This window comes from Allorhizobium paknamense (assembly GCF_030815125.1).
GTDB classification, from domain to species: Bacteria; Pseudomonadota; Alphaproteobacteria; order Rhizobiales; family Rhizobiaceae; genus Allorhizobium; species Allorhizobium paknamense.
Window position 1 is genome coordinate 1 of the sequence record NZ_JAUSWH010000010.1, and the last position, 24,908, is coordinate 24,908.

The window sequence follows — 24,908 nt, forward strand, 5'->3', positions numbered from 1 at the left end:
CCCCTCCCCAAAAACTCAGCAAACGATCAAGCAATATGCAAAAGACTGGCTCAAATGTTTCAATCACGCCATGCCGATGGCGAAATTAAGCCAGTTTCCAAAAAGGTCAAGGTAGGGGCTGTTGATGCCGCGCGTATGGCTTGAATGCCTGACGACAGGTGGCAGGCTGGATTCCTGGCAATTTCCCACGGAGGAATACGCTTCCCCTTCTCGGTGATGGACGCTTCGACCAATCCAAGGCAGTTCAACGGGGATTTTGCAACGGACCCAAAAATGTTCTGTCTCGCGCATTGGGACTTGACACTTTAACCGTTGGCGTTGACTTACTAAGTGTCCGTGTGGGGACGGTAGTTCATATTTATTTTTACGTATGAATGTTTTTGAGGGGGACGGCTCTATGTCGGACACGCACGCCGATGCGGTCGCTGAAGGGAAGATTTCCGCGGAGGCTTTGGAAAAAATCCTTGGTCTGAAAAACGCAATTCATCTGTCTTTTGGAACAATTGTCCTCGCGATGAGCTCCGTGCCACGCTACCGGCATCAGTCGCTCGCGGATCTTGCGCATCTGGTCATTGATCCCCTTGCTCGTGATTGCGTTGCCATCGCTTCTCCAAAGCCTTCAGATGATGCTGATCCGAAAGCCGCGCTGGCGCCTGCGGCAATAGCCATCTGGGCCACTGTCTCAGATGAGGTTGAAGCTAAGATTCGTGAACAAATCAAAGCCGGCGTCTTTCCGGTCCGACTGAAACCAGCCGACTGGAGAAGCGGTGACAAAGTCTGGTTGCTTGACGTGATTGCGCCATCACGGGAGCTGGCTACGATGGTGCTCAAGAGTTTCAATCATGTCGCGAAGACTGACCAGGTCAGCATTCATCCGATTGTTGCACAACTGGTAGATCGTGAAGTTCTGAGGCAGTTGGTCACAGCAAGCCCATCAAATGCCGACATTGACCAGTCCAAGACTATAAATTGATGCGCCCGCGGGGGAGGTCGCCTGTGAGGTTGCTTGTGATGGCAATAATGACCTTCATGCTGGCGGGTTGCGATATGCTGTTCAATTTTCCGGAATGGCGTTGGCACCAGAAGTTGACGGTCTCGGTAATGACACCAGATGGCCTGAAAACTGGTAGTTCCGTCACCTCTGCTCGCATCGAGTTTCCACCGAAATGGACGGGGGTGGGGGATGCGGCGGGCATGCAGAAGGGCGGCGTGACGGGCGAGGCCACGGTCGTTGATCTTGGACGCGGTCGTTACCTATTCGTACTGCTCAAAGGCTACACTGAATGGACGGCTTGGTCCGCATTCTTTCCGGAACTTGAAGGCAAGCCGTTGAGCAAGAAGGAAATCGCTCCGTATCTCGATCAACTGGTGGCAAGCATCGGCCAAACACGCGATCTGGGACCAAGACAATTTCCGCTGCTTGTGACTTTCGACAACATCAACGAGCCGGCTAGTGTACGTCGTGTCGAACCAAGTAACATGGCCGCAACTTTTGGCGACGGCTATAGCATTAAGTCAATCACTATTGAGCTGACGACTGAGCCGGAGACAGAGCAGAAAGTTCACCAAGTGCTACCTTGGCTATGTAATTACAAATCACACCGACTAAGGCTATCAGGAGAGGCGGGACCAATCGGCAACCAGAGCCTCGCAAACAACTTGGGAAGTGGTGAGTTTAAAACGGGGGAATGCAAATGACTACTACGGCTGAGCTGTTCATGGCCATTCTCGCGATGGACTCCTACAACAGAGGTTATGACGCGGGTCTCGGTGGTACTGACGGGCTGGGGTCAACGGCCGGGAAGAAAATTGGTACAGCTCAGATCACATACGCGTCTGACTCCGGCATCGGCAGTGCGGAACGTGCCGCAGGCTTCTATGCCGTTGCCTATGAGTGGAACGGCCAAACAGTCATTTCCTACCGCGGAACAGACAACGCTGCCTGGCTTTCGCCAGCCGATCCTCAGAGCGATGTCTGGGGAGGGTATGGCGTGGCGTTGGGTAACAGCTATACTAATCAGTCGCGTCTTGCCGTGGAGTTTTATCAAGCTGTCACTGGGACGCAGACAGGCGATCCTGCATCACCCGATGTTGTTCTGACCGGTCATTCGATGGGGGCGGGTTTCGCCGGCCTAATCGCCTCTCTGTACGGTCAGCAGGCATTTCTTTATGATAACATGACATTTGAATGGGCAGCTCAATCCGCTTACTTCTTTGCTACCAACCCGAATTTCCTTCAAGATCCAGACGGACCTGCCAAATTAATCCTAAAGGATTTCTATAATGACATGACTCCTTGGGCTCCGTTGATTTCCAATAATCTAAACGCTTTCGCGGTTACTGGAGAAATTTTGGGGGTGTTGCGAACAGCGGAAGCACAAGCGACAGCCGTGGAGTATCTTGACAGCAATGGTGGTATCCGCGATCCGTTATACAAGCTCCACAGCCAAGCCCTGCTAGTTTCCCTGCAGTTTGCCAAAGATGAACAACATGTTCAATGGGCATCCGTTGGAAAGGAACTGTGGGACGCGGCTTTTGACCAGGACGTTGGCCGCTCCGCTGGTTTCACGGATGTTGGCAATGCCGGCAGGTATGACGCTGCATCCAAGCTTATGACAGCGATTGCCTATTCTGCGCTGGATAGCGGCTCGGCGAGTGCGGACGCAGGATATGGATACGTTTTCGGAAACACTGGTATCCGCGCCATGTTCGATGATGCGGATGAACTCGGGAGCGTGGTGTCTGCCGGCAAGGCTTCAGAAGCACTGAGTGATGCGATGCCGGGGCTTCTTCAAGCGGTCGTTCAGTTTGCCGGCCTGATGGCCAAAAGAGGCATCAATTACCGGGATTTTCAGGGAGAAGGACAGCCGTTCGATCCGCTGGAGGGCATCATCGCATTAAGCGACGCAGACGGCAACCTGACCAACTCCGCCTCTTCAGCCGTAGTCCTGAAGCTCACCGTCAATCAGGATCTTTGGAAACTTGGGGCTGCGGCGGGTTCTGCTGATTTGGAGATTTTGGGTCTCGGCACTCTTGTTGAGGATTTGCTGGACCAATCCCGTGGCGGGATCAATGAGAAAACCATTCGGGCGGTAATGGCCCAGCTCTATGGTGCAGGAGAGGCTGATTTTGCTGTTACCAAGGCGATAGGATCGGTGGAATTTGCGCTCAATGCTGGACCGTTGTCGCAAACCTTGCCTGAGGTGGACGGTGTGTTTGATTCAAGCCACACCTCGCTTTTCGCAGCCACTGATAGCGCTGATACGATTCATGGCAATGCCCAGAACAATATGATCGCGGGTTCGGATGGTGATGACACGCTTTATGGTCACCTTGGGAGCGACCTTTTGCTGGGAGGAAACGGATCAGACCTGTTCATTGACTCGGTCACTGAGCGCAGTGAAACGGATGGACGGCAAAATGAGAATGATGTCTACATCGGCAGTGAAGCCTATGAAGACGTATCCATCAATTTCAAGCAGTGGCTGGTCAATCCAACGGAAACCGATGTTGTTCGCTATACCGTGGATCAGTTCACTCATGACGATCCTGCCACACCTGCAAATGAGGCAGCCGTACACAGTCGAGTAAAATACGAGCCAGATTACTATATATGTCCTACTCTTGGTTCTCAGTCCCCAGTGTTCGCCAGATATCCAATTCGGACCAATCGCGCAGGAACCCATAGGGATAGGCTGGCAGCCCCGGGGCAGAAGCGCGAGTCAGCCGCTCGGTGTGTTCAGCGGGCAGGACGAAATTGGCCGCAGCGAGATTGTCTGACAATTGCGCGACGGTGCGTGCACCAAGCAAGGGTGCACTGACGCAGGGGCGATCCGCTAGCCAGGCCAGTGCCACATGTCCGGGCTGGCGCACAAGCTCGGCTGCGACTTCGCGCAGCTCCAGTAAGATCCGCCAAGTCCTGTCGGTGTTACGGCGGTCGTAGGCCTCGACACCGCGATCCGGGTCCTCGCCCAGCCTAGTCGCTCCGGTCGGTCGTTCGTCAGGGCTGTACTTGCCGGTCAGCCAACCGCCACCCAACGGAGACCAGGGCGTGAGGCCTATTCCCTCCTCGGCGCAGCAGGGCAGAACCTCGATCTCAATAGTTCTGTCGAGTAGATTGTACTGCGGCTGCAAAGCCACCGGTACGGGAAGACGATGTGCACGAGCGTGTGACACGATCTTCTGCAACTGCCACCCGGAGAGGTTCGACCAGGCGACATGGTGGATATTCCCCTCCGCAACGAAATCCGCCAGCGTCGAGAGGGTCTCGTCGATGCTGGTTTTTTGATCCCAGCCGTGAATGAAATAGATATCGATAGCCTCCGCGCGAAGTCGGAGAAGGCTTGCCTCCAAGGCGATCCGCAGTCCGCGCCAGGACGCGCCGGCGCTATTTGGAGGAGGAGCAAAGCGGGCCTTGGTAGCGAGGATGAGGTCATCGTATCCGCCGGTCCTCTGGGCTGCCCAACGACCGATGATTTCCTCAGAAGCACCGGCGCCATACACATCCGCAGTGTCGATCAGCGTGCCGCCAGCCGCAGTGAAAAGATCAAGCTGGCGATGAGCTTCGTCCTCACTGGTCTCGCTGCCGAAGGTCATTGTTCCGAGGCCGAAGCGTGATACAAGCGGGCCGCTACGCCCGATTGGTCGCAATGGCATGATCTCCAGGTTCTTGGCTGGCATGTGGTTCGCCGTCCTTTCAGCGTCGGATTTTCACGAAGTCTGCGCGCCGTTGCCGCCGCGCTTGTCAGCAGTCGCCAAAACGCCGGGCCAATGGCGCTGATGGCATTGAGAGTCCAGAGCAGGACACCAGCACCTTTGCCACCGTGTTCTTCGTAGAACGCATTCTCGGCCCGCAAATTGGTAGTTGGCCGCGCATTTGGGAAATCGGTAGAGCATCCTAAAGAAATCCACGTGAGTGGCCGGAACTGCGGCTCCGTCGTCGATACGGGCTCGGCCTCGGCGGCCATCTGGGCCCTCCAACACGCGTCTTTGAGTAGACTGCTTTGAGGAATCATCTTCCAGCTCCAGGCCTTGAATCGATTCATTTTGCCGCGCCGAGTGATTTGAACCGGTTCAATATGCGCTCGCATTTCTTTTAGGTCAGGAGAAATTGAATCGATACAAAATATCGAGTATGGTTGCATAATGATCACTCCTCCTCATCATCCCGTTCGCCTTCGTGACGTCGCCCGTGAAGCAGGCGTGTCTCAGGGCACCGCGTCCAATGTATTCAACCGTCCGGAAGTGGTGCGCGATGAAGTAAAGGATCGGGTGCTGAAAGTTGCAGAAAAACTCGGCTATGCCGGCCCAAGCATCACCGGTCGGCTCTTGCGTGCCGGTAAGGTCAATGCGGTGGGCGTGGCAGCCATTAAGCCATTGAGCTACTTCTTTGATGACCTCTGGGCTCGCCACCTCCTTTCAGAGATCTCCAAGATCTGTGACGCGCAAGGGGCAGGTGTCGCGCTGGTCTCGGCCATCAGCGACGAACGGATCGATTGGAACATCAAATCCGCCGTAGTCGATGGCTTTATTCTTCTCTGCGTCGAAGGCGGGGAGCGCTTGGTCGAAATCACCCGCGCCCGAAAGCTGCCATATGCCGCTCTCGCGATTGGCGCCGCAGATGCCAACATTCCGGCCATCGGCGTCGACAACGTGCACGGTGCGCGCCTCGCCGCCGAGCACCTTCTGAGCTTGGGTCATCGCCGCTTTTGCATTCTCTCAACCCCGATCAACAACAGCCATGTCGGTTACGTCACCGTCGCCGGCATGCGCGCCGCCGAATACTCTACCTCCCGCGACCGCGCCATCGGCTACTGGCAGGCTTTTGAAGCAGCCGGCCTCTCTATTGCCGACATGCCAATCATTGTTACCCAAGAAGACGAGCAAAGCACCCACGCAAACATGGGCAAGCTCTTTGCCGGTCGCGATCGTCCTACTGCCATTCTCGCCATGTCCGATAAGATCGCGATGTGGGCGGTCGATTGGCTTCTTCGTAATGGCTTCACTGTTCCCACGGATGTCTCCATTGTCGGTTTCGACGGTGTTCCCGAATCTGCAGTAGCCGCCCCGAAACTCACGACCATCGAACAACCGATGGGCGAGATTGCAAGGCTGGCGGTGGAAGCAGTGCTGGGGGGAAGGCAGATCGAAGGTCGTCACGTCCTCCGGGCCACTCTGATCCTCCGAGAAACTACTGCACCACCGCATTAGTTCCTACGGGACGCGCTCTCGTGGGGAGCATGGGGATTTGTGGGGCGTGATGAAACGGCGTATGTCGTCGCCATTGAATTTTTGGCGGAGCTGGCGGCGTGATGAGGGCACAACGGAAGGCAGCAAACAGCCGCGATCAGAGCCATCCGAACTACCACCTAAAAACCTATAGGCAGCCTTTGTCTGATATGGCTGACTAACTAGTTGAGATCCTTGGCTCACTCCGACCGGCAATACCGTGACCGTATGTTCTCAGGCTCACTCGTTGTCAGGGCAAGCGTCTAGCCGGCGTGGCCCGAGACCATAGGGACAGTTCGCAAAGAGCCTCCTACACGGTACCGCCCATCCTGGGGGGAGATGGGCGGCCAAGGAGAAGCTTGGGGATAAGAGAAGCTACTCCTTGTTTCCAGGAGCGACGGATGCCTGAATATTTAGGCTCGCCAGCATTCAGTTAGTCGCGAAAATTTAATGCTCGCCGAACCCGAACGTCTTACGAAGGCTGCCTTCGCGGGCATGAAGCGGCGTAGCTGGCTGAGAAGCGTTGCGTGCTTGCCGACCGGTTGGCGCATTCTGTACGGGCCTTCGATGGCCCTGAGGATCTGATCGGCGACCCATTTCGCAGAGGGCGCAGACTTGACCTGGGCGAGAACGGCGCGGGTCGTCGCGTCAAGCTGCTCGGCATATGCGCCGGGAGCAGCCTCGGTGACTGCCGAATTCACGTCGAGATTGGTATTGGTGAAGGTGGGCTCTACCAGGATGACACGCACGTTGAAGTCTCGAATCTCGTGATCGAGAGATTCAGACAGTCCCTCGATCGCGTGCTTGCTGCTGGCATAGATGCCCATGAACGGAGCAGGCAGAAAGCCGAGCACGGAGCTGACATTGATGATCAATCCGCTTCGGGCTCTGCGCATGGCAGGCAGGCTTGCGCGGATCATGCGAAGTGGGCCGAACACATTGACGTCGAACACTTTGGCAGCCTCCGCAACAGAGGTGTTTTCGACAGGGCCCATCAGCGACACGCCGGCATTGTTGATCAGGACATCTATCCTGCCCGCCTCGGCCAGCACCCATTCGACAAAGCTCGATACCTGCTCGTCGCTCGTCACATCCAGCTTTCCGAATGTCACGTCGGGTATCGGGCTTGCACTGTCTGGATTGCGCACACCGGCGAATACTCGATAGCCTTGCTGCGCCAGCAGACGCGCCGTTGCGGCACCGATCCCTGAGGAAGCGCCGGTTATTGCTATTACTTTTCCTTGGGCCAATGCGGCCTCCTCTGTTCACTTCACCCGAAACTCATCCGCGGCTCCTCGCAACAGACCCCTATCGCGTAAGATACCGCTTGACATCTAACGAGATATTAGATGTCATTCGTAATATAAAAAATCAAGAGGATTTCTTCCGGATTTTGTCGAGGCACGTCCAGATGCCGGACGAGGCTGCGATCTCCTCCAGCAATGGGCAACCACGCGCGTATGGAGACAAATGCCGCAGGAGCGGAAAGAATAAGGGCCAACCGAACATGTGTGAAAAGGATAAGACCATCCAAGGCTCCCCCGGACTGAACGTGGCACAGTCATTGGCCGAAACCGGTCTCGACTATGTTGCAGGCCTGGCCACTGGCCTCCATACGCGTCCACCCATGGCGGATCTTCTTCCATTCACGTTGATGCCGCCTGAAGCGGGCGCCGTCGAGCTCCGAGCCGTTCCCGAAAAACGCTTCCTCAACACGCTTGGGACCGTTCATGGCGGTTGGAGCATGACCATGCTTGACACAGCGATGGCTCTCGCGGCCCACACCCTTTTGCAGCCAGGGGAATGGTGCCCAACGCTTGACACTGCGGTGAAGTTCGTTCGTCCGATCGTTGCGGACGTCGGCGAACTGCGGATCAGCGGTCGGGTCGTCGCGCGCAGCCGGAGGATCATCACGCTGGAAGGCAAGATAGATTCACCGACCGGCAAGGTCTACGCACACGGCACATCGACCTGTGTCGTCAGCCTCATGGCGCATAGCTAACGCAGGCCGTTCATCCCGTCAGGAAACAATCCGAAGCCATGCCCAAGATTACCTACAAGCTGCTGCGTCTTTCCCGCGGGAAACGCTATGTCATCGCCATTCAGGATCAGAACGGGGAAATCGAGCCGCACCCGTACTGGGAGGAGACACAGGCCTTTTTCGCCCGAGGGACGCCGGTCGAACAGTGGGAGCAGGTGGGAACTGAGGTGTTCACACAGGTGTTCCCGGAGGCGCTTCCGGAAGGCTATTCGGCTTTCGTGCGCATGGAGCGCAGGAAAGTCTGTCTGGGCGTCGTTTTATGGCGCGGCGCGGTCATCTATCCCCTGATGTTTTCGACGCTGGAGGATGCCATATCGGCGGCCGTCCAGGATGAAGCGGTCTGTGAGATCCAGGCAAAAACGGAGTTTGGTCTTGCCTGTTGACGTTCAGCGGGTGGGGGCCTCGGCGAGGCACGACAGGTTCAGCGCTTTCAAGACGAAGCCGATATGCGCCGCCAGATCAGCATCGGCATCCTTCTCGCTGTTCATCCTCTGCTCCACGAGAACGGGATGCAGATAGGCCAGCATGGCCGTGACAACCCCTTTGGCCATTTTAGTGAGGGCATGGTCCGGCAGGTGTTGCATGTCAGCGTCTCGTCCCACCAGGGCGGCAAAGCCCGTCGCCAAGGACTGGAAGTATGCGTGATGCACCGGCCAATCTTCGCGTGCCGCAGCCATCCACAGGGAATGCTCGTTCGGATGGCAAACAACCCGTGCCCGCGCGCGGTGATTGAGCCTGGTCAGGACATTGGCCAACATCGCCAGCGCCAACGTTATCGATCCCGCATCCTGATCACGCAGGTCGAGTTCCTTTAGCGCCCAGCGGGCATAGACACGATGGTTGATGGAACTGCGGGTGGGAAAGAAACGGCAGACGCTCGCATGACTCCTGCCGAACTCGGCGGCGATATCTTCGATCGCGGTCTTCTGGTGGCCGATGTGGCGGAAAAGCTTTTCCGCCACATCTAGAAGTGCGTCGTCCATCTCATGATTGGTCTCATAGGCGGTGTCGAGGAAAGACATCCCTGCACCCGCCGCAACAGCATTTCGCAGATTTGAGACTTTCACGATCATGTTCCCGCACCGGTGCCAGAGCGCACAGGTCTATCGGATGTCGCTCATTCGGCCGCAAGCCGGAGAGGCTGATGCTCCACGTCTCCTTCGGACTTGGGCGGCATGCCCGCTTTGGGCGGCTTGATCCTGAACCAGGTCGCGTAAAGCGCAGGCAGGAACAGCAGGATCAACACCGTGCCCGCCGCCGTGCCGCCAATGAGCGTGTAGGCCATCGAACCCCAAAAGACTGAGTGCGTCAGCGGGATGAAGGCGAGCACTGCAGCCAGCGCCGTCAGGATGACGGGTCTGGTTCGCTGCACCGTCGCTTCAATGACGGCATGATAATCGTCCAGACCAGCTGCCTTGTTCTCCTTGATCTGTTCAGTCAGGATCAGTGTGTTGCGCATCAGGATACCTGCCAAACCGATGAGACCGAGAATAGCATTGAACCCGAACGGCTGATTGAAGAGCAGGAGCACCGGCACCACTCCGGCCAATCCAAGCGGGCCTGTCAACATCACCATCGTCATCGTCGACAGGCTGCGCACCTGCAGAATAATGACGATCAGCATGGCCGCGATCATGACTGGGAAGACCTGAACGAGCGCGACGTTCGCCTTCAGAGACTCCTCGATGTTCCCGCCCATTTCGATGCGGTATCCGACGGGTAGAGATGCGATGAGCGGCTGCAGAGCCTTCATGACCTGCTGGGACACCTCGGGCGGCTGGGTGGCTTCGTTGATATCTGATCGAACCGTGATCACCGGCGTCCGGTCACGACGTTTCATCACAGGTTCTTCAAAGCGCACTTCAGCGTGGCCGATCTGATCAAGCGGCACCGCACGACCTTCCCTGCCGATCAGGGAGAAGTTCGACAGTTTGGATGGATCGAGACGAGCATCACCTCCGCTTCGGGCCACAACAGCCACGTTACGGATGTCTTCGCGGACCTGTGTGATCGGGACGCCTGTCAGCAAAAGCTGAAGTTGCTGGCCCGCTTCGGCAGGCGACAGACCAATCAGGTTGAGGCGTTCCTGGTCCGGAACGAAGCGCAGAACCGGCGTACGATTGCCCCAGTCACGATTGGCGTTGCGCACGTCCGGAACGGTCTGCATCAGGGAGATTGCCTGCTCCGAGATCTGATAAAGCTTATCGGCATCTGGTCCCATGATCCGGAACTCGACCGGGAAGGGGGTGAACGGTCCAAACACAAGCTGCGTCACCCGAACGAACGCTTCGGGCGTCAGTCCTGCCGAGACGACTTCGCGTAGCCGTTCCTTCAGCGCTTCGCGGGCCTCCGCATTCGGGGTCAACACGACGATTTTTGCGAATGCCGGATCCGGCAGTTCAGGAGACATAGCGAAGAAGAAGCGTGGCGCACCTTGCCCCACATAGCTGGTGACGATCTTCGTCTCCGGCTGCTTCTGCAGCCAATCCTCGAGCTTCGCAACCGTGGCAGCCGTCGTCTTGATGCTCGTTCCCTCCGGAAGACGGACCTCGACGAGCACCTCGGGGCGGTCCGACGTCGGGAAGAACTGCTGTTTCACCGAGCCCATACCGACGACGGACACCCCCATCATCACGACGACAATGCCGCAGGTGAGGAATTTGTGGCGGACGGCAAACTCGATCGCGCCGCGCAGCCGGCGGTAATTCGGCGTGTTGTAGATGGCGTGATGCCCACCTTCGATCGGCTTGATGGTCGGAAGCATCTTCACACCGAGATAAGGTGTGAAGATAACAGCCACGAGCCAGGAGACGATCAAGGCAAAACCGACGATCCAGAAGATATTGCCGGCATATTCACCAGCCGCCGACCGCGCAAATCCGACCGGCATCAGGCCGATGATGGTGACAAGCGTGCCCGACAACATGGGAGCGGCCGTATGGCTCCAAGCATAGGCTGCGGCCTTAACGCGGTCCATGCCTTCTTCCATTTTGACCACCATCACTTCGATTGCGATAATGGCGTCGTCAACGAGCAAGCCCAGTGCCAGAATCAGCGCTCCCAGCGTGATGCGGTCAAAGAACCTGCCCGTATCGAGCATGATGATGAACACCACGCCGAGGGTGAGAGGCACCGCGAGCGCAACGACGATACCGACGCGCCAGCCGAGGCTGACAAGACTGACGAACAGCACCACGCCGAGCGCCATCGCGAACTTCAACATGAACTCGCCCACGGCTTCCTGAATGTTGACGGCCTGGTCGCTGACTTTCGCAAGGGTGATCCCGATCGGCAGCGCCTGCGCGATCTGCGAGGAGCGTGCTTCCAAGGCCTTGCCCAGATCGAGGCCGTTCCAGCCCTGCTGCATGACGACGCCGAGCATGATGGCCGGTTCGCCATTGTGCCGGATGACAAAGGTTTCCGGATCCTGATAGCCGCGGCGAACCTCCGCAAAATCTGACAGCTTGATGGTGCGGCCATTGGCGACGATCGGCGTATCCGCAACCGCCTGAACGCTGTCATAGGCACCATCGAAGCGCATGAAGACTTGCGGGCCGCGGGTGTCGATGGTGCCGGCCGGGGTCACGGTGTTTCGGCGCTGCAGCGCGGACGCGACATCCTGCGGAGAAATGCCAAGCGTTGCCAGCTTCGGGTACGAGAACTCCACGAAAATCTGCTCAGGCTGTTCGCCAAGAATGTTGATTTTCTTGACGCCCGGCACATGGAGCAGATCCTGACGGATCGTCTCCGCCTGACGCACGAGTTCACGCTTCGGCATGCCCTGAGCCTTAAGGGCATAAAGCGCAAAACTGACATCGGAGTATTCGTCGTTGACGAAGGGGCCAAGCACGCCCTGAGGGAGGTTTCGAGCCTCATCCCCCAGCTTCTTGCGCGCCTGATAGAATTCGTCTTCAACAACGGAAGGCGGCGTGCTGTCCTTCAATGTCACAGTCATGTAAGCGAAACCCGGCCGTGTAGTGGTCTCCACACGATCGTACCAGGTCAGTTCTTGGATGCGTTTCTCCAGCGGTTCGGCGACGAGGTCCTGCATCTCGCGTGCCGTGGCTCCGGGCCACACCGTGGTGACGGTGAGGGTCTTGATCGTGAACGAAGGATCTTCGGCTCGCCCCAGCTTGATGAACGCGTATGCGCCGGCTGCAGCCAGCAGAACGATGAAGAACAGGGTGACGGCGCGCTCCCGAACGGCAAGCGCTGAAAGATTGAAGCTCATCAGTTCACCGCCTCTGCAGTTTGTTGCGCGGTGCGCACGCTCGCGCCGTCCTGAAGCAGGTGAGCGCCGAGAGCGATCACCTGCTCCCCAGGCTTCACATCGGTGACGATGGCTGTCTCTTCACCCAGCTTCTCGATCTTCACGGGACGAAACTGAACGGTTGAGGTGCTGTCATTGAAGACAAAGACCCCGGTTCGGGAGCCGTCGTCGAGGATCGCTCCGATTGGAATCTCTACGGAGGCGGCGTGAGCGCCACTTTCAACACTGATAGTCACCGTTGCGCCCAAAGGCGCGGTGGCGGCCAAGCCCTGCAGCACCCAACGAGTCTCAAAGGTTCGCGTCTGTTGATCGGCGGCATCCGAAATCTGTCGGAGCAGTGCAGTCTCCGACCCGGTCCGGCCATAGATCGTAGCGCGCGCCTTCGCGCCGAGCGCGGGCCTCAGATTCTCCGGCATCCAGACCAGCGCTTCACGCGGTCCGGCTTTGGCCAGCCGAACCACCGGCTGCCCTGCCGATACGACCTGGCCCGGTTCCGCAAGGGTCTCGACGATCGTACCATCGGCGTCCGCCGGCAGAACTGTGTAGGCCACCTCGTTCTCGGCTACCGTCGCGTCGGCTTTGGCAGCGGCCAGTTGGGCTGCCGCGGTATCCAGAGAAAGCTTCGCGCGCTCGTATTGCTGTGTCGACGCCGCGTTGGATTTTACGAGAATGGCAAAACGTTTCTCGTCTGCTTGCGCCTGCACAAAGGCAGCTTGGGCTGCGATCACCGCATTGCGTTTTGCAGTCAGGGAGAGATTAAGGTCGTTGCTGTCGATGCGCAGCAAGGGCTGTCCAGCCTTCACCTGGTCTCCGACCCCAACCAGCCGCTCAACGATCTTTCCTGGAACCCGAAAGCCGAGATCGCTTTGAACTCTGGCTGCGACAGTGCCAGTGAAGGTTCTCTCCACTGCGTCAGGAATTTGCACGCTCGCAAGTTTGACAAGGGGCGCTACCGTACGGGGATCTGAGGCTTTAGCCTCGTGCGCTGCTGGCGGGAGGAGGAAGACGGCGGCAGCTACACCGCCGGATAAGACGATCGCGGCAGTCGCGAACAGGAGTTTTCGTTTCATGACACCAACCTTCTTGACGGGAGCATCCCAGTTCATAGATTGCATTCTAACTCTAAAGCATATATAGATGTCAAATGAAATCTAAAAGGAGCCCATCATGAGAGTGAGCCGCGCCCAGGCCGAAGCCAATCGGGAAGCAGTCATCAACGTCGCAAGCCGGCTCTTCCGCGAGCATGGCTTCGACGGAATCGGCCTCAAGGACTTGATGAAAGGAGCAGGCCTTACCCAAGGCGGTTTCTACAAACAGTTCGAATCCAAGGATGATCTCGCAGCGCTAGCGGCGCGGCGAGCGATGGAAAGCACCACCCGTCGATGGTCCTCGGTCGCTGCGTCGAGTGCTGACCCGCTTCAAGGTGTAATCGAGCTCTATCTCTCGGCAGGCCATCGAGGCGAAACGGGCGACGGCTGCCCTCTGGTCGCGCTCGGCTCCGATGCCGCCCGCCAAAGTGAAGATGTTCGTAAGCCGTTTGAGGACGGGATCAAGGCTCACTTGCAGGTCCTGGAGGAACTTCTGCCCGCCTCGGACAGCAGGGAGGCCAGAACGCAGAAGGCCGAGGTCATGCTGGCCCTTATGGTCGGCGCGGTTACACTGTCGCGGATCGTGACCGACGAGACGCTTGCCGACCGCCTGCTCGAAGCAGCCGCGACTGAAGCAAAGCGCGTAGCAACTTCGGAGCTGGCCGAGTAACCGCGAAACCACAAGGTGTCTGTTGTTCAGCATCCGCTGTCCGCAAAGGTCGTTTTCTTGGAGTCATCATGCGTCGTATCGTCGTTACAGGAATGGGAGCGGTCAGCCCGCTCGGCGCCAATGTCCAGAGCTCATGGAGCCGCCTTCAGGCTGGCCAATCAGGCCTTCGCTGTCTGTCCGATGATGTTGTTGGCGATCTCCCCGCAAAAGTCGGAGGGGTTGTGCCGTCGCTGGAAGAGGACGCAGAAGCAGGTTTCGATCCCGACCAAGTCCTGCCGCCCAAGGATCAGCGCAAGGTGGATCGCTTCATCATGTTTGCGCTCGCGGCAGCAGACGAAGCCCTGACACAGGCCGGTTGGAGACCGGTCTCGGAGGAAGATCGCCAGCGCACGGCGACAATCATTGCATCCGGGATCGGCGGCTTCCCGGCGATCACCGAGGCGGTTCGCATGGTCGATGAGAAGGGCCCTCGCCGCCTGTCGCCGTTCACGATTCCGTCCTTCCTGGTCAACCTCGCGGCCGGTCAGGTGTCTATCCGCCACGGGCTGAAGGGTCCGCTCGGGGCGCCAGTGACCGCCTGCGCGGCGGGCGTCCAGGCCATCGGTGACGCGGCCCGCATGATTCGGGCGAACGAGGTCGATATTGCAGTGTGCGGTGGAACGGAAGCCTGTATGAACATCGTCAGCCTTGGCGGCTTTGCGGCGGCGCGGGCGCTGTCGACGGGCTTTGCAGAGATCCCGACAGCTGCGTCACGGCCTTTCGACATGCTGCGTGACGGGTTCGTTATGGGGGAAGGTGCGGGCATCCTGGTGATCGAGGCGCTCAGTCATGCTCTGGCGCGTGGGGCGACACCGCTGGCGGAACTGGTGGGCTATGGCACCACGGCTGATGCCCATCATGTCACGTCTGGTCCGGAAGATGGATCCGGGGCGGCCAGAGCAATGCAGATCGCGATCAGACAGGCGGGTATCGCGCCTGCCCAGGTTCAGCATCTCAACGCCCATGCGACATCAACCCAGCTTGGGGATCGTGGTGAAATCGAAGCGATCAAGTCCGTGTTCGGGCCGAAGTCGGGAATAGCGGTCAGCGGCACGAAGTCCGCGACAGGCCACCTTCTCGGAGCAGCCGGCGGCCTCGAAGCGATCTTCACGATCCTCGCGCTGCGGGACCAGGTCGCGCCACCCACCTTGAACCTTAATTCTCCCGATCCAGCCGGCAGTGGCATTGATTTCGTCGCCAACAAAGCAAGGCCACTCCCAATGGAATTCGCAATCAGCAATGGCTTCGGCTTCGGCGGGGTGAATGCCAGCGCGCTGTTCCGGCGCTGGGACGCCTGACGCGATGAAAGCAAAGCCAACGCCATCGCACCGAATGAGCGCCTGGACGCCGAAGATTGCTGTTATCGGCGTCGGAGGCGGCGGCGGGAACGCGATCAATACCATGAGCGCGCGCAGCGACGCGGATGTGAGGTTCATTGCCGCCAATACAGACGCCCAGGCGCTGGCGTCCTCCAAGGCCGAACATCACGTACAACTCGGCAGGAACGCCACTCAAGGGCTGGGAGCAGGATCTCGGCCGGAGCTTGGTCGCGCTGCGGCGACGGAATCGATTGATGACATCATGGCGCATTTGGACGATGTCCACGTGTGCTTCCTTGCCGCCGGAATGGGTGGCGGCACAGGAACAGGCGCCACACCCGTGATCGCACATGCCGCCCGTCAGGCGGGACTGCTGACAGTTGCGGTGGTGACCGAGCCATTCACTTTTGAGGGAACGCACCGGGCGCGCCAGGCAAAGGGCGGCATCCGGTCGCTAGTCGAGGCAGCGGACACCGTGATTGTCGTTCCAAACCAGAACCTTTTCCATCTTTCGGATGCGACGACAACGCTTGATGTAGATTCCAGATGGCTGACAGCGTTCTTGTCGATGGGGTCATGTCCATGGTCGATTTGATGTGGTCGGATGGCTTGATCAACCTGGACTTCGCCGATGTTCAAGCAGTGATGAAAAACATGGGCCGGGCGATCATCGCAAGCGGCGCGGCCGCAGGGAGCGGTCGCGCAAAAGAGGCCGCCAGAGCGGCGATCGACAATCCACTTTTCAGGGGGGCATGCCTCGAAACTGCCAGGACCCTGCTGGTGTCGATGTCCGCGACACGGGAGTTGACACTGTTCGAAGTCGATGAGGCGGCAACTTACATCCGCGACCACGTCAGTTCGGATACGGATATGATCCTTGGCGCCAATTTTAATCCGACACTTGGTGAAAATCTGAGAGTGTCCGTCATCGCCGCAGGGCTGAATAGCCCGGCCGATGTGGTTGTGCTTGCCGAACACCTCCAGAAGCAGCGTGCCCTTGGAGGCGCCCCATGAAGATTGATTTTCAGCAAACAGGTCAGGGGCATCGTAAAGTTAACGGCGGAGAAGCAAAAGCGTGACGCCTTCCGCGTACACCGCTTATGCCCGAGCGATCTTCCCCCACAGGTTCATCGCGACTGCGCGCAGTTCGCGATGATGGTCGGAGGAGATATCGTTGCGCGGGATTTGGAAGAGGTGGGCAATCGGATCATGGATGGAAACGAAGCGTTACAGATGCTGCTTTGACTTGAAGCGCTTCATGAGCGGCTCACGCCGTCGGACTGGCTGCTGGGAATGCTCCGCCCGATTGTTCAGGCCCTTGTGGGTTCGGTGCTCGACGCCCGGCATGATTTCCTGCTTTGCGGCGCCGTCGGAGCGAAGCTTGTCGGTGATCATCACGCGATGCAATCGTCCCTGGCCTTTCAAAGGCTTGCGCATCCGGCGTTTGGCCGCCTTGGCGTCGCGGCGGCTTTGCACCGGAACCTCTACTGCATAATTCCTTAAATCGGAATCGATTTAAGGTGAAAATTATGCAGCAGATTTAAAGTGTTACAGCGTCCTTTGTGCGTTTGCTAAAACGCACGGCGCTGTAGGACAAAACCGTCCTGATTCACGGCGCGCCCTAGGGTCAAAACCCAATCAAATTGTTGATGTAATTAGGCATCCATGATTCATTGCCTGCAGAAGCAGGAGTGTTTGACCATGGCAGGCGAATTCTGGCTTGATGACGATCAGTGGGCGGTGATTTCGCCGCTGCTTCCGACCAACCAACCCGGCGCTCATCGTACCGACGACCGCCGGGTCATCAGCGGGATCATTCACGTCTTGCGATCCGGTTGCCGTTGGCAGGATTGTCCATCCTGCTACGGTCCTTCAACAACGGTCTATAATCGCTTCCATCGCTGGTCAGCTAAAGGGATATGGCGGCGACTGTTTGATGCTCTGGTGCAAACGACCGATCGGGACATCCATATGATCGACAGCACGACCGCAAAAGCACACCGCTCCGCCGCTGGCGGAAAAGGGGGGCGGATGGCGAAGCAATCGGTCGCTCGAGAGGCGGCAGATCGACAAAAATCCATGCTGTTGTCGATGGTCGCGGCCGTCCAGTCGCGTTCAAAATAACGCCGGGGCAACGCGGGGACGCTCCCGTTGCCATCCCGCTCCTTGAACCCTTGCCGCCAACACGTCTCTGCGCCGCAGATACGGCTTACGACAGCGACGCCTTGCGCAACTTCCTGACAACACGCGGCACGGAACCAGTCATTCCTAACAATCCAACCCGAAAGAAGATCAGACTATGCGACTCGGTCGCCTACCGGAGACGAAATATCATCGAGCGGACTTTCTGCCGCCTCAAGGACTGGAGGCGCGTCGCCACGCGATACGACAAGCTCATGATAAACTTCGCCGCAACCTGCTACATCGCAGCTATCGTCACATGGTGGATCAATTGAGTCTGGAGCCTAAAGCACGTTGCGGCTTATCAGCCTCATGCAACGTGCTTTACATTCTTGTTTTAACGCATGTCGTTATCGCAAAACCGCTGCACACTTTTGCGCGACATGCTCTAACCAATGCTTCTTACCTCGGATCGAAATGACGGGCCCGTCGAGATGCCATTGATCGCCGAGCCGACCGCGCAAACGTTGATGGATTTGGTTGGCGCAAGTTCACCCGAATTTCTCCGCCAACAGCCGGATTGTTTGATGCGAGACAATGATGCGACTGGCGCCAGCATGTCTTCGACCGTCCGCAGGCTCAGAGGAAATCAATACGCCAGGGGCATTGAGAGCAATTCTTTCAAGGTGAAGAAGAACATGCCGAAAATTGGCGGCCTTCAATCCCTCGGAGCGTCGTGCCGCCGTCGGAATTGTCACGATGTTCTCGTTTCTTGTTTTTGCAGCGGAGATTTCCGTAGAGTCGACGCTATGGCTGCGGAAGGGCTTCGGCTTTAGTGGCGATTGGACCCTCAACGTCAGTGGGGTCTGCGGGAGCGTCCATAGCAGTGGGCGAGGTGTGCATTGAGGGCGAGGGCGATATGGGAGACCAGAGATTCCTCCACATCATGCTGGCCGATCAGGGGCAGGAGTGCTGCCCCGATATCTCGAATGGTGGGGTCGTCCCGTCCTCGACAAACAGCGAGGTCATCGATGCGCGGTTCTCCCGTCTGTTCCGCCAGCTCGGTCAGATGGTTGCGGGGGAGATGGATCGCGAGCGCTTCGAAACGGCCGCGAACGGAAATCGCAGCGCCGCGGGCAAGATTGAGCAGACAGATCGATCCTTCTGGATAAATCCTGAAAGCGGACGGGGGCATGCCCAGAACGATGTCGGAATGCTCCACATCCTTCAGGTAAAGCACGATAAGAAACGCATCCTCTGCGGGTATGACAACAGATGCATCCTGCTCAGGATAGTCACGAGAAACGTGGATTATCGTCATCTCGGCGTCCTTGAGCGGCTTGATCACGAGCGTGGATGGGTTGCCTACCTTGAACCATTTGCTCATCTTGTCGGCGACGGTCGATGCTGTCTTCACATTGAACTCTTCATCAGGATAGCCCAGGATGTCGAACAGACATTTATTTCAGGCCGCGGTTGCAACGATCCCGCTCCATCCACCGGTGTGGCGCGTTCGGTTAAATTGAGGTACAGATCATTGGTCCTCCCCGCATAGAAGGGGCGGAGACGCGTCTACCAGCACGATCTTAGGGGAAGGTAGCGTATTTGCTGCGGAAAACCACTACCCGCTTGGGAAAACCTGCTGACGTCTCGATTGACAGCTTCGGTTGTTCGATTGACTCGCTGTACAAAAACCAGACACTCCGCGGCGCAGGACTGACTGTGCTTCGCAAGGGATCGCATAAGGGGTTGTTGCAGCAGGTCTCCACCGAAGCCAGCAATCGCGGGTTCGTCATTGGCGTTTCCACTCTTGCGGGGCACACCCGCCGGATTTTTCACGAGCATCACGCAACCACGCATGTCTTCGAACAGGATTCGATCTACATCCGAAGCCTGGGCGAGGCATACAAAGCGGATCTCCAAAATTCATTCGACTTTCTTCTCTTCGAGGTTTCTCCGGCCGCGCTTGAAACGATCGCGGAAGAAGCCGACCTGCAAGCCGTGTCGGTGCTTAACACCATGACGGGGCATTCTGATCCGGTTCTGGCCAATCTCGCACGCGCTCTGATACCCGCGCTCGAAAATCCTGAGCAGGCCAGCAGACTGTTTATCGATCAATTAACGGCTGCGATTGGCACCCATGTCGTCCAGCAGTATGGTAATCGGACAGCGGGCTCCGAGCCTCGAAGGCGAAAGCTCTCCCGCACCCAGGAGAATGTCGCCAAGGCCATCATTCTTGACAATCTCCACGGCAACGTATCGATCTCGGAACTTGCAAAGGCCTGCAACCTGTCACGCGGCTATTTCATCCATGCTTTTCGCGAAACGACGGGGATGACGCCTTATCAATGGCTCTTGCGGGAGCGGATCGCCAGAGCGCGGATGCTTCTTCTGGAGACGGATGCCGCAATTTCAGAAGTTGCCATCTCCTGCGGATTTTCCGACCAGAGCCATTTCACGCGTGTGTTCGTGAATGTCGTCGGCACGACGCCCGGTACCTGGCGCCGCAATGCCTGACCTGCAGGACAACTTTGGCGGCGCCGCTCAGCCTTTTACAGGGGCTGGCTGAACTTTGCTGCATTTCATTCCACGAACCTGACTAATCAACAAGACCCGTGAGCCAATTCGCGCCAGAAGTCTCGGGGAGTGGTGCAGCGATTGGCGCTGGCCCTCCACGAAATGGTCGAGGTGCAAAGAGGTTATTATTGCGGATAGTGAAATTCACTCGCAATTAATATTGCAATTCCACACATAAAGCCATTGCGCTAGAGTCCTTTTCAGCAGCCAAGACAATAAGTGAACGGCTCCCAAAGCATGTGGCGCAAAGGTGTGCAGCGGTTTTGCGATAACGACATGCTTTAAAACAAGAATGTAAAGCACGTTGCATGAGGCTGATAAGCCGCAACGTGCTTTAGACGACACCGACAACACTTCAAGGATTCCAGAAGGACCGCATTGCCGCGCCGTCTGATCGATCGCTGCTGCCCATTTCACACCGCTACAGGCGGTTCAAGTAACCAGAGAGGAAAGACCATGTCCAAGCTCGACGTTCTCACCCCTGAAAACAGCCAGCTCATTTTCATCGACCAGCAGCCGCAGATGGCGTTCGGTGTGCAGTCGATTGATCGCCAGACTTTGAAGAACAACGTTGTCGGGCTCGCCAAGGCTGCAAAAATCTTCGGCATACCGACCACGATTACCACCGTCGAAACCAAGAGCTTCTCGGGCCATACCTTTCCGGAACTGCTTTCTGTGTACCCGGAGAATGATATTCTCGAGCGCACCTCAATGAATTCCTGGGATGATCAGAATGTTCGTGATGTTCTGGACAAGAATGCCGCTCAGGGCCACAAGAAGATTGTTGTTTCCGGTCTCTGGACAGAAGTCTGCAATACGACCTTTGCGCTGTCCGCGCTGAATGATCGCCCCGATTTTGAAATCTACATGGTCGCTGATGCTTCCGGCGGCACGTCCGCCGATGCGCATAAATACGCCATGGACCGGATGGTTCAGGCGGGGGTAATCCCTGTCACCTGGCAGCAAGTTCTGCTCGAGTGGCAGCGCGACTGGGCTCGCAAGGAAACCTATGACGCGGTCACCACGCTCGTGAAGGAGCATTCCGGCGCCTACGGTATGGGTGTCGATTACGCTTACACCATGGTTCACAGCGCCGAAGAACGCGTCAAGCACGGCCAGCGCATCGGCCCGAACCCGGCAAAATGAAATCCTGCAGGGCCGCTTCGGCCCTGACGGAGCGGCCATTGTCGTCACCGGAGAAACCTCATGAAAGTCTACATCCTGTCCCTCGGCGCAGGCCTGCTGGTCGGAATCATCTATAGCTTGCTCAATGTCCGTTCTCCCGCGCCACCTGTTATCGCTCTGGTCGGCCTTCTTGGCATTCTGGTCGGCGAGCAGATCATTCCGCTGGTGAAGTCTATCCGGGCAAAAGAGCCTGCCGCCATGTCCTGGATCCACCAGGTCAAACCGCACATGTTCGGTCACTTGCCGAAGGGCGGCAAAAACCTTGCCGTTGCTCTTGGAACTGACGAAAACCATCAGAAGCGAAGCTGATATGACCGGCAACGTGCTTTCCATAACCCGTCGAAATGCCCTGCTGGGCGCCGGTGCGGCCGCCGTCACGACGATGACACCCATTTTCAGCCTGGCAGCCAATGCTGCTTCCGCCACAACCTCACACGAAGGGAACAAGACCATGGCCTATGTCACCACCAAGGACGGCGTTGAGATTTTCTACAAGGACTGGGGTCCGAAGGATGCCCAGCCGATCATGTTCCACCATGGCTGGCCGCTTTCGTCCGATGACTGGGATGCGCAGATGCTATTCTTCCTCTCGAAGGGGTTCCGCGTCGTTGCTCATGACCGCCGTGGCCATGGCCGTTCCGCCCAGGTTTCGGAAGGGCATGACATGGACCATTACGCCGCCGATGCCTTTGCCGTGGTCGAAGCGCTGGATCTGAAGAATGCGGTCCATATTGGTCACTCGACAGGCGGCGGCGAAGTTGCCCGGTATGTCGCAAAGCATGGCGAGCCCTCGGGCCGTACCGCCAAGGCTGTTCTGGTCTCTGCGGTTCCACCGATCATGCTGAAGACGGCCTCCAATCCTGAAGGCTTGCCGATGGAAGTGTTTGACGGTTTCCGGTCCGCCCTGGCGGCCAACCGTGCGCAGTTTTTCCGCGATGTTCCGGCAGGTCCCTTCTACGGCTTCAATCGCGATGGCGCCACGGTTCAGGAGGGCGTGATCCAGAATTGGTGGCGCCAGGGCATGATGGGTGGGGCAAAGGCTCACTATGATGGCATCAAGGCCTTTTCCGAGACCGATCAGACCGAAGACCTGAGGGCGATTTCCGTCGCTACGCTTGTTCTCCATGGCGAAGACGACCAGATCGTTCCCATTGCCGCGTCGGCTCACAAGTCGGTCAAGCTTCTGAGGAACGGGACGCTGAAGACCTATCCGGGCTTCTCGCACGGCATGCTGACCGTCAATGCCGATGTGCTGAATGCCGATCTGTTGAAATTCGTCCAGGCTTAAGACATTGCCGGAGCCGCGATCGCCGCCGCGGCTCCGGTCTTTCGTCGCCAACACCAGTGTTGGGTGGCCGAAGCGATGACGCCGGCCTCCCCAGCCACACCGGAGTAGAGATAATGCATGCCGACCTCATCCTTCATAATGGCCGCTTCACAACGCTTGACCGCAGCAATCCGAACGCGACTGCGGTCGCCATAAAGGATGGGCTTTTCCAAAAGGTCGGATCGGACAGCGAAGTCATGGCGCTGGCCGGACCAGATACAAGGATCGTCAACCTCAAGGGCAAGCGTGTGTTGCCCGGCTTGATCGACAATCACACGCATGTTGTGCGTGGCGGCTTGAACTTCAACATGGAGCTGCGCTGGGACGGCGTGCGGAGCCTGGCCGACGCCATGGACATGTTGAAGCGTCAGGTGGCAATGACGCCCGCGCCGCAATGGGTTCGCGTCGTTGGCGGTTTCACCGAGCATCAGTTCGCGGAGAAGCGTCTGCCGACGATTGAAGAGATCAACGCTGTTGCGCCCGATACGCCTGTTTTTCTGCTGCATCTGTATGACCGCGCGCTGCTGAATGGTGCAGCCCTTCGCGCTGTCGGCTACAATCGCGATACGCCAAATCCGCCAGGCGGCGAGATTATGCGTGATGCGGTGGGCAATCCTACCGGTATGCTGTTGGCAAAGCCAAATGCAGGCATCCTCTATTCCACACTCGCCAAGGGACCGAAGCTTCCTTTCGATTACCAGGTCAATTCCACCCGCCATTTCATGCGGGAATTGAACCGATTGGGGATCACCGGCGTCATCGATGCCGGCGGTGGTTTCCAGAACTATCCGGACGACTACCAGGTCATCCAGAAGCTTTCTGACGAAAACCAGATGACCGTGCGGCTGGCCTATAACCTCTTCACCCAGAAGCCGAAGGAAGAGAAGCAAGACTTTTTGAACTGGACGCAATCGGTCACATACAAGCAGGGCAACGATTATTTCCGTCACAACGGAGCCGGCGAAATGCTGGTATTTTCCGCTGCCGATTTCGAGGATTTTCGGCAACCACGTCCGGATATGCCGCCGGAAATGGAAGGTGAACTGGAAGATGTCGTGCGCGTTCTGGCGGAAAACCGCTGGCCCTGGCGTCTGCATGCCACCTATGACGAAACGATTTCTCGCGCCCTTGATGTGTTCGAGAAGGTCAACAGGGATATTCCGTTCGAAGGATTGAACTGGTTCTTTGACCATGCTGAAACCATTTCGGACCGCTCTATCGACCGTATCGCGGCACTCGGCGGCGGCATCGCGACCCAGCATCGCATGGCCTATCAGGGTGAATATTTTGTGGAGCGCTATGGACATGGCGTGGCAGAAGCAACTCCGCCAATTCGGAAGATGCTCGACAAGGGCGTCAACGTCTCGGCCGGAACGGACGCCACCCGAGTTGCCTCCTACAATCCTTGGGTGTCGCTCTCCTGGATGGTGACCGGCAAGACGGTGGGCGGCATGCAGCTATATCCGCGCGCCAACTGCCTGGATCGCGAGACAGCGCTGCGCATGTGGACCGAGAAGGTCACATGGTTCTCCAATGAGGAGGGCAAGAAAGGCCGGATCGAGGCGGGGCAATTTGCCGATCTCATCGTGCCGGACAAGGACTTCTTCTCCTGCGCGGAAGACGAGATTTCTTTCCTCACCTCCGAACTGACCATGGTTGGCGGCAAGATTGTCTATGGCGCCGGTGACTTTCAGGCGCTTGACGAAAGCGATATTCCTCCGGCGATGCCCGACTGGTCGCCTGTGCGCAAATTCGGCGGTTATGCGGCCTGGGGTGAGCCTGATGGTGCCGGATCCCGTTCGTTGCGCCGTATGGCGATCTCCACATGCGGATGCGCCAGCGATTGCGGCGTGCATGGTCACGACCACGCCGGTGCCTGGACCGCGAAACTGCCGATTGCAGACCTCAAGGGCTTTTTCGGCGCGCTCGGCTGCTCCTGCTGGGCCGTGTGACTCTCGTTCATTTTCGGGCGTTCTAGGGTAAATCGGCATTCAGACTTGAGCGGGCCGCAAACGGCAATTTTCACCGCTTCCGATCCTCGAA

The 24,908-nt window shown here is 57.8% G+C and carries 17 protein-coding genes and 7 pseudogenes; 16 read left to right on the plus strand and 8 right to left on the minus strand.

Annotation, left to right across the window (positions count from 1 at the left end):
- Positions 1 to 397 precede the first annotated feature (397 nt).
- From QO005_RS15125 to QO005_RS15135, 3 genes and pseudogenes are all read left to right on the plus strand, one after another.
- Complete coding sequence (locus QO005_RS15125; protein ID WP_307158894.1) at positions 398 to 973, plus strand: toxin-activating lysine-acyltransferase; 576 nt, start codon at positions 398 to 400, stop codon at positions 971 to 973.
- 47 nt (positions 974 to 1,020) lie between these two features.
- On the plus strand, positions 1,021 to 1,698 hold the full coding sequence (locus QO005_RS15130) for a hypothetical protein (RefSeq protein ID WP_307158895.1): 678 nt from the start codon (positions 1,021 to 1,023) through the stop codon (positions 1,696 to 1,698).
- Positions 1,699 to 3,095: 1,397 nt separating this feature from the next.
- Positions 3,096 to 3,362, plus strand: a pseudogene (locus tag QO005_RS15135) (hypothetical protein); the annotation flags it as partial.
- 256 nt (positions 3,363 to 3,618) lie between these two features.
- On the opposite strand, the gene QO005_RS15140 reads toward QO005_RS15135, so the two are convergent.
- The gene (locus QO005_RS15140; RefSeq protein WP_370878087.1) at positions 3,619 to 4,656 is read right to left on the minus strand and encodes an aldo/keto reductase; all 1,038 of its coding nucleotides are present in this window, start codon (positions 4,654 to 4,656) and stop codon (positions 3,619 to 3,621) included.
- Between the two features lie 489 nt (positions 4,657 to 5,145).
- Between QO005_RS15140 and QO005_RS15145 the strand changes: the two genes are divergently transcribed.
- Positions 5,146 to 6,210, plus strand: coding sequence for a LacI family DNA-binding transcriptional regulator (locus tag QO005_RS15145; RefSeq protein WP_307158897.1), 1,065 nt, complete (start codon positions 5,146 to 5,148; stop codon positions 6,208 to 6,210).
- 465 nt (positions 6,211 to 6,675) lie between these two features.
- On the opposite strand, the pseudogene QO005_RS15150 reads toward QO005_RS15145, so the two are convergent.
- Positions 6,676 to 7,478: pseudogene (locus QO005_RS15150) on the minus strand (oxidoreductase).
- Between the two features lie 77 nt (positions 7,479 to 7,555).
- On the opposite strand from QO005_RS15150, the gene QO005_RS15155 reads away from it, so the two are divergent.
- Positions 7,556 to 8,230: a PaaI family thioesterase gene (locus QO005_RS15155; protein ID WP_307158898.1), complete on the plus strand. Its 675-nt coding sequence runs from the start codon at positions 7,556 to 7,558 to the stop codon at positions 8,228 to 8,230.
- A 38-nt stretch (positions 8,231 to 8,268) separates the two neighbouring features.
- Positions 8,269 to 8,652, plus strand: coding sequence for a hypothetical protein (locus QO005_RS15160; protein WP_307158899.1), 384 nt, complete (start codon positions 8,269 to 8,271; stop codon positions 8,650 to 8,652).
- 3 nt (positions 8,653 to 8,655) lie between these two features.
- Here the strand turns inward: QO005_RS15160 and QO005_RS15165 are convergent, their stop codons facing one another.
- Genes QO005_RS15165 through QO005_RS15175 form a run of 3 tightly spaced genes read right to left on the minus strand, consistent with a single transcriptional unit; the run spans position 8,656 to position 13,609 of the window.
- On the minus strand, positions 8,656 to 9,342 hold the full coding sequence (locus tag QO005_RS15165) for a TetR/AcrR family transcriptional regulator (RefSeq protein ID WP_307158900.1): 687 nt from the start codon (positions 9,340 to 9,342) through the stop codon (positions 8,656 to 8,658).
- A gap of 44 nt (positions 9,343 to 9,386) precedes the next feature.
- On the minus strand, positions 9,387 to 12,500 hold the full coding sequence (locus tag QO005_RS15170) for an efflux RND transporter permease subunit (RefSeq protein ID WP_307158901.1): 3,114 nt from the start codon (positions 12,498 to 12,500) through the stop codon (positions 9,387 to 9,389).
- Entirely contained in the window at positions 12,500 to 13,609 is a 1,110-nt protein-coding gene (locus QO005_RS15175; protein ID WP_307159051.1) for an efflux RND transporter periplasmic adaptor subunit, read from the minus strand. The genes QO005_RS15170 and QO005_RS15175 overlap by 1 nt, the downstream gene beginning before the upstream one ends.
- A 97-nt stretch (positions 13,610 to 13,706) precedes the next feature.
- On the opposite strand from QO005_RS15175, the gene QO005_RS15180 reads away from it, so the two are divergent.
- From QO005_RS15180 to ftsZ, 3 genes and pseudogenes are all read left to right on the plus strand, one after another.
- Positions 13,707 to 14,297: a TetR family transcriptional regulator gene (locus QO005_RS15180; protein ID WP_307158902.1), complete on the plus strand. Its 591-nt coding sequence runs from the start codon at positions 13,707 to 13,709 to the stop codon at positions 14,295 to 14,297.
- A gap of 68 nt (positions 14,298 to 14,365) precedes the next feature.
- On the plus strand, positions 14,366 to 15,634 hold the full coding sequence (gene fabF / locus QO005_RS15185; protein WP_307158903.1) for a beta-ketoacyl-ACP synthase II: 1,269 nt from the start codon (positions 14,366 to 14,368) through the stop codon (positions 15,632 to 15,634).
- Between the two features lie 4 nt (positions 15,635 to 15,638).
- Positions 15,639 to 16,669: pseudogene (gene ftsZ, locus QO005_RS15190) on the plus strand (cell division protein FtsZ).
- Positions 16,670 to 16,753: 84 nt separating this feature from the next.
- Here the strand turns inward: ftsZ and QO005_RS15195 are convergent.
- Positions 16,754 to 17,140, minus strand: a pseudogene (locus QO005_RS15195) (DDE-type integrase/transposase/recombinase); the annotation flags it as partial.
- A 180-nt stretch (positions 17,141 to 17,320) separates the two neighbouring features.
- Here QO005_RS15195 and QO005_RS15200 point away from each other — a divergent pair.
- Positions 17,321 to 18,111, plus strand: a pseudogene (locus QO005_RS15200) (IS5 family transposase).
- An 81-nt stretch (positions 18,112 to 18,192) separates the two neighbouring features.
- On the opposite strand, the pseudogene QO005_RS24230 reads toward QO005_RS15200, so the two are convergent.
- Positions 18,193 to 18,425 (minus strand): annotated as a pseudogene (locus QO005_RS24230) (IS6 family transposase); the annotation flags it as partial.
- A gap of 10 nt (positions 18,426 to 18,435) precedes the next feature.
- Here QO005_RS24230 and QO005_RS15205 point away from each other — a divergent pair.
- Positions 18,436 to 18,682: pseudogene (locus QO005_RS15205) on the plus strand (hypothetical protein); the annotation flags it as partial.
- On the opposite strand, the gene QO005_RS15210 reads toward QO005_RS15205, so the two are convergent.
- On the minus strand, positions 18,633 to 19,193 hold the full coding sequence (locus QO005_RS15210; protein ID WP_307158905.1) for a hypothetical protein: 561 nt from the start codon (positions 19,191 to 19,193) through the stop codon (positions 18,633 to 18,635). The pseudogene QO005_RS15205 and the gene QO005_RS15210 overlap by 50 nt on opposite strands.
- A gap of 188 nt (positions 19,194 to 19,381) precedes the next feature.
- Here QO005_RS15210 and QO005_RS15215 point away from each other — a divergent pair, with 188 nt between their 5' ends.
- The 5 genes from QO005_RS15215 (at position 19,382) to QO005_RS15235 (ending at position 24,817) form a co-directional block, all read left to right on the plus strand.
- Entirely contained in the window at positions 19,382 to 20,293 is a 912-nt protein-coding gene (locus QO005_RS15215; RefSeq protein WP_307158906.1) for a helix-turn-helix domain-containing protein, read from the plus strand.
- 516 nt (positions 20,294 to 20,809) lie between these two features.
- Entirely contained in the window at positions 20,810 to 21,499 is a 690-nt protein-coding gene (locus QO005_RS15220) for a hydrolase (protein ID WP_307158907.1), read from the plus strand.
- 60 nt (positions 21,500 to 21,559) lie between these two features.
- A complete protein-coding gene (locus tag QO005_RS15225; protein WP_307158909.1) occupies positions 21,560 to 21,847 on the plus strand; it encodes a XapX domain-containing protein in 288 nt (95 codons plus the stop codon).
- A gap of 142 nt (positions 21,848 to 21,989) precedes the next feature.
- Complete coding sequence (locus QO005_RS15230; protein ID WP_370878088.1) at positions 21,990 to 22,826, plus strand: alpha/beta fold hydrolase; 837 nt, start codon at positions 21,990 to 21,992, stop codon at positions 22,824 to 22,826.
- Positions 22,827 to 22,939: 113 nt separating this feature from the next.
- Positions 22,940 to 24,817 (plus strand): amidohydrolase, encoded by a 1,878-nt coding sequence (locus QO005_RS15235; protein ID WP_307158911.1) that lies wholly within the window; start codon positions 22,940 to 22,942, stop codon positions 24,815 to 24,817.
- The last annotated feature ends 91 nt before the right edge of the window (positions 24,818 to 24,908 follow it).

Excerpts from the sequence above, each read along its gene's own strand:
- QO005_RS15235 (WP_307158911.1), top strand. The coding sequence starts at position 22,940 with ATGCATGCCGACCTCATCCTTCATAATGGCCGCTTCACAACGCTTGAC.
- QO005_RS15165 (WP_307158900.1), bottom strand. The coding sequence starts at position 9,342 with ATGATCGTGAAAGTCTCAAATCTGCGAAATGCTGTTGCGGCGGGTGCA.
- QO005_RS15145 (WP_307158897.1), top strand. The coding sequence starts at position 5,146 with ATGATCACTCCTCCTCATCATCCCGTTCGCCTTCGTGACGTCGCCCGT.
- QO005_RS15160 (WP_307158899.1), top strand. The coding sequence starts at position 8,269 with ATGCCCAAGATTACCTACAAGCTGCTGCGTCTTTCCCGCGGGAAACGC.
- QO005_RS15230 (WP_370878088.1), top strand. The coding sequence starts at position 21,990 with ATGGCCTATGTCACCACCAAGGACGGCGTTGAGATTTTCTACAAGGAC.
- fabF (WP_307158903.1), top strand. The coding sequence starts at position 14,366 with ATGCGTCGTATCGTCGTTACAGGAATGGGAGCGGTCAGCCCGCTCGGC.
- QO005_RS15140 (WP_370878087.1), bottom strand. The coding sequence starts at position 4,656 with ATGCCATTGCGACCAATCGGGCGTAGCGGCCCGCTTGTATCACGCTTC.
- QO005_RS15225 (WP_307158909.1), top strand. The coding sequence starts at position 21,560 with ATGAAAGTCTACATCCTGTCCCTCGGCGCAGGCCTGCTGGTCGGAATC.
- QO005_RS15125 (WP_307158894.1), top strand. The coding sequence starts at position 398 with ATGTCGGACACGCACGCCGATGCGGTCGCTGAAGGGAAGATTTCCGCG.
- QO005_RS15175 (WP_307159051.1), bottom strand. The coding sequence starts at position 13,609 with ATGAAACGAAAACTCCTGTTCGCGACTGCCGCGATCGTCTTATCCGGC.
- QO005_RS15130 (WP_307158895.1), top strand. The coding sequence starts at position 1,021 with ATGACCTTCATGCTGGCGGGTTGCGATATGCTGTTCAATTTTCCGGAA.
- QO005_RS15180 (WP_307158902.1), top strand. The coding sequence starts at position 13,707 with ATGAGAGTGAGCCGCGCCCAGGCCGAAGCCAATCGGGAAGCAGTCATC.
- QO005_RS15170 (WP_307158901.1), bottom strand. The coding sequence starts at position 12,500 with ATGAGCTTCAATCTTTCAGCGCTTGCCGTTCGGGAGCGCGCCGTCACC.
- QO005_RS15220 (WP_307158907.1), top strand. The coding sequence starts at position 20,810 with ATGTCCAAGCTCGACGTTCTCACCCCTGAAAACAGCCAGCTCATTTTC.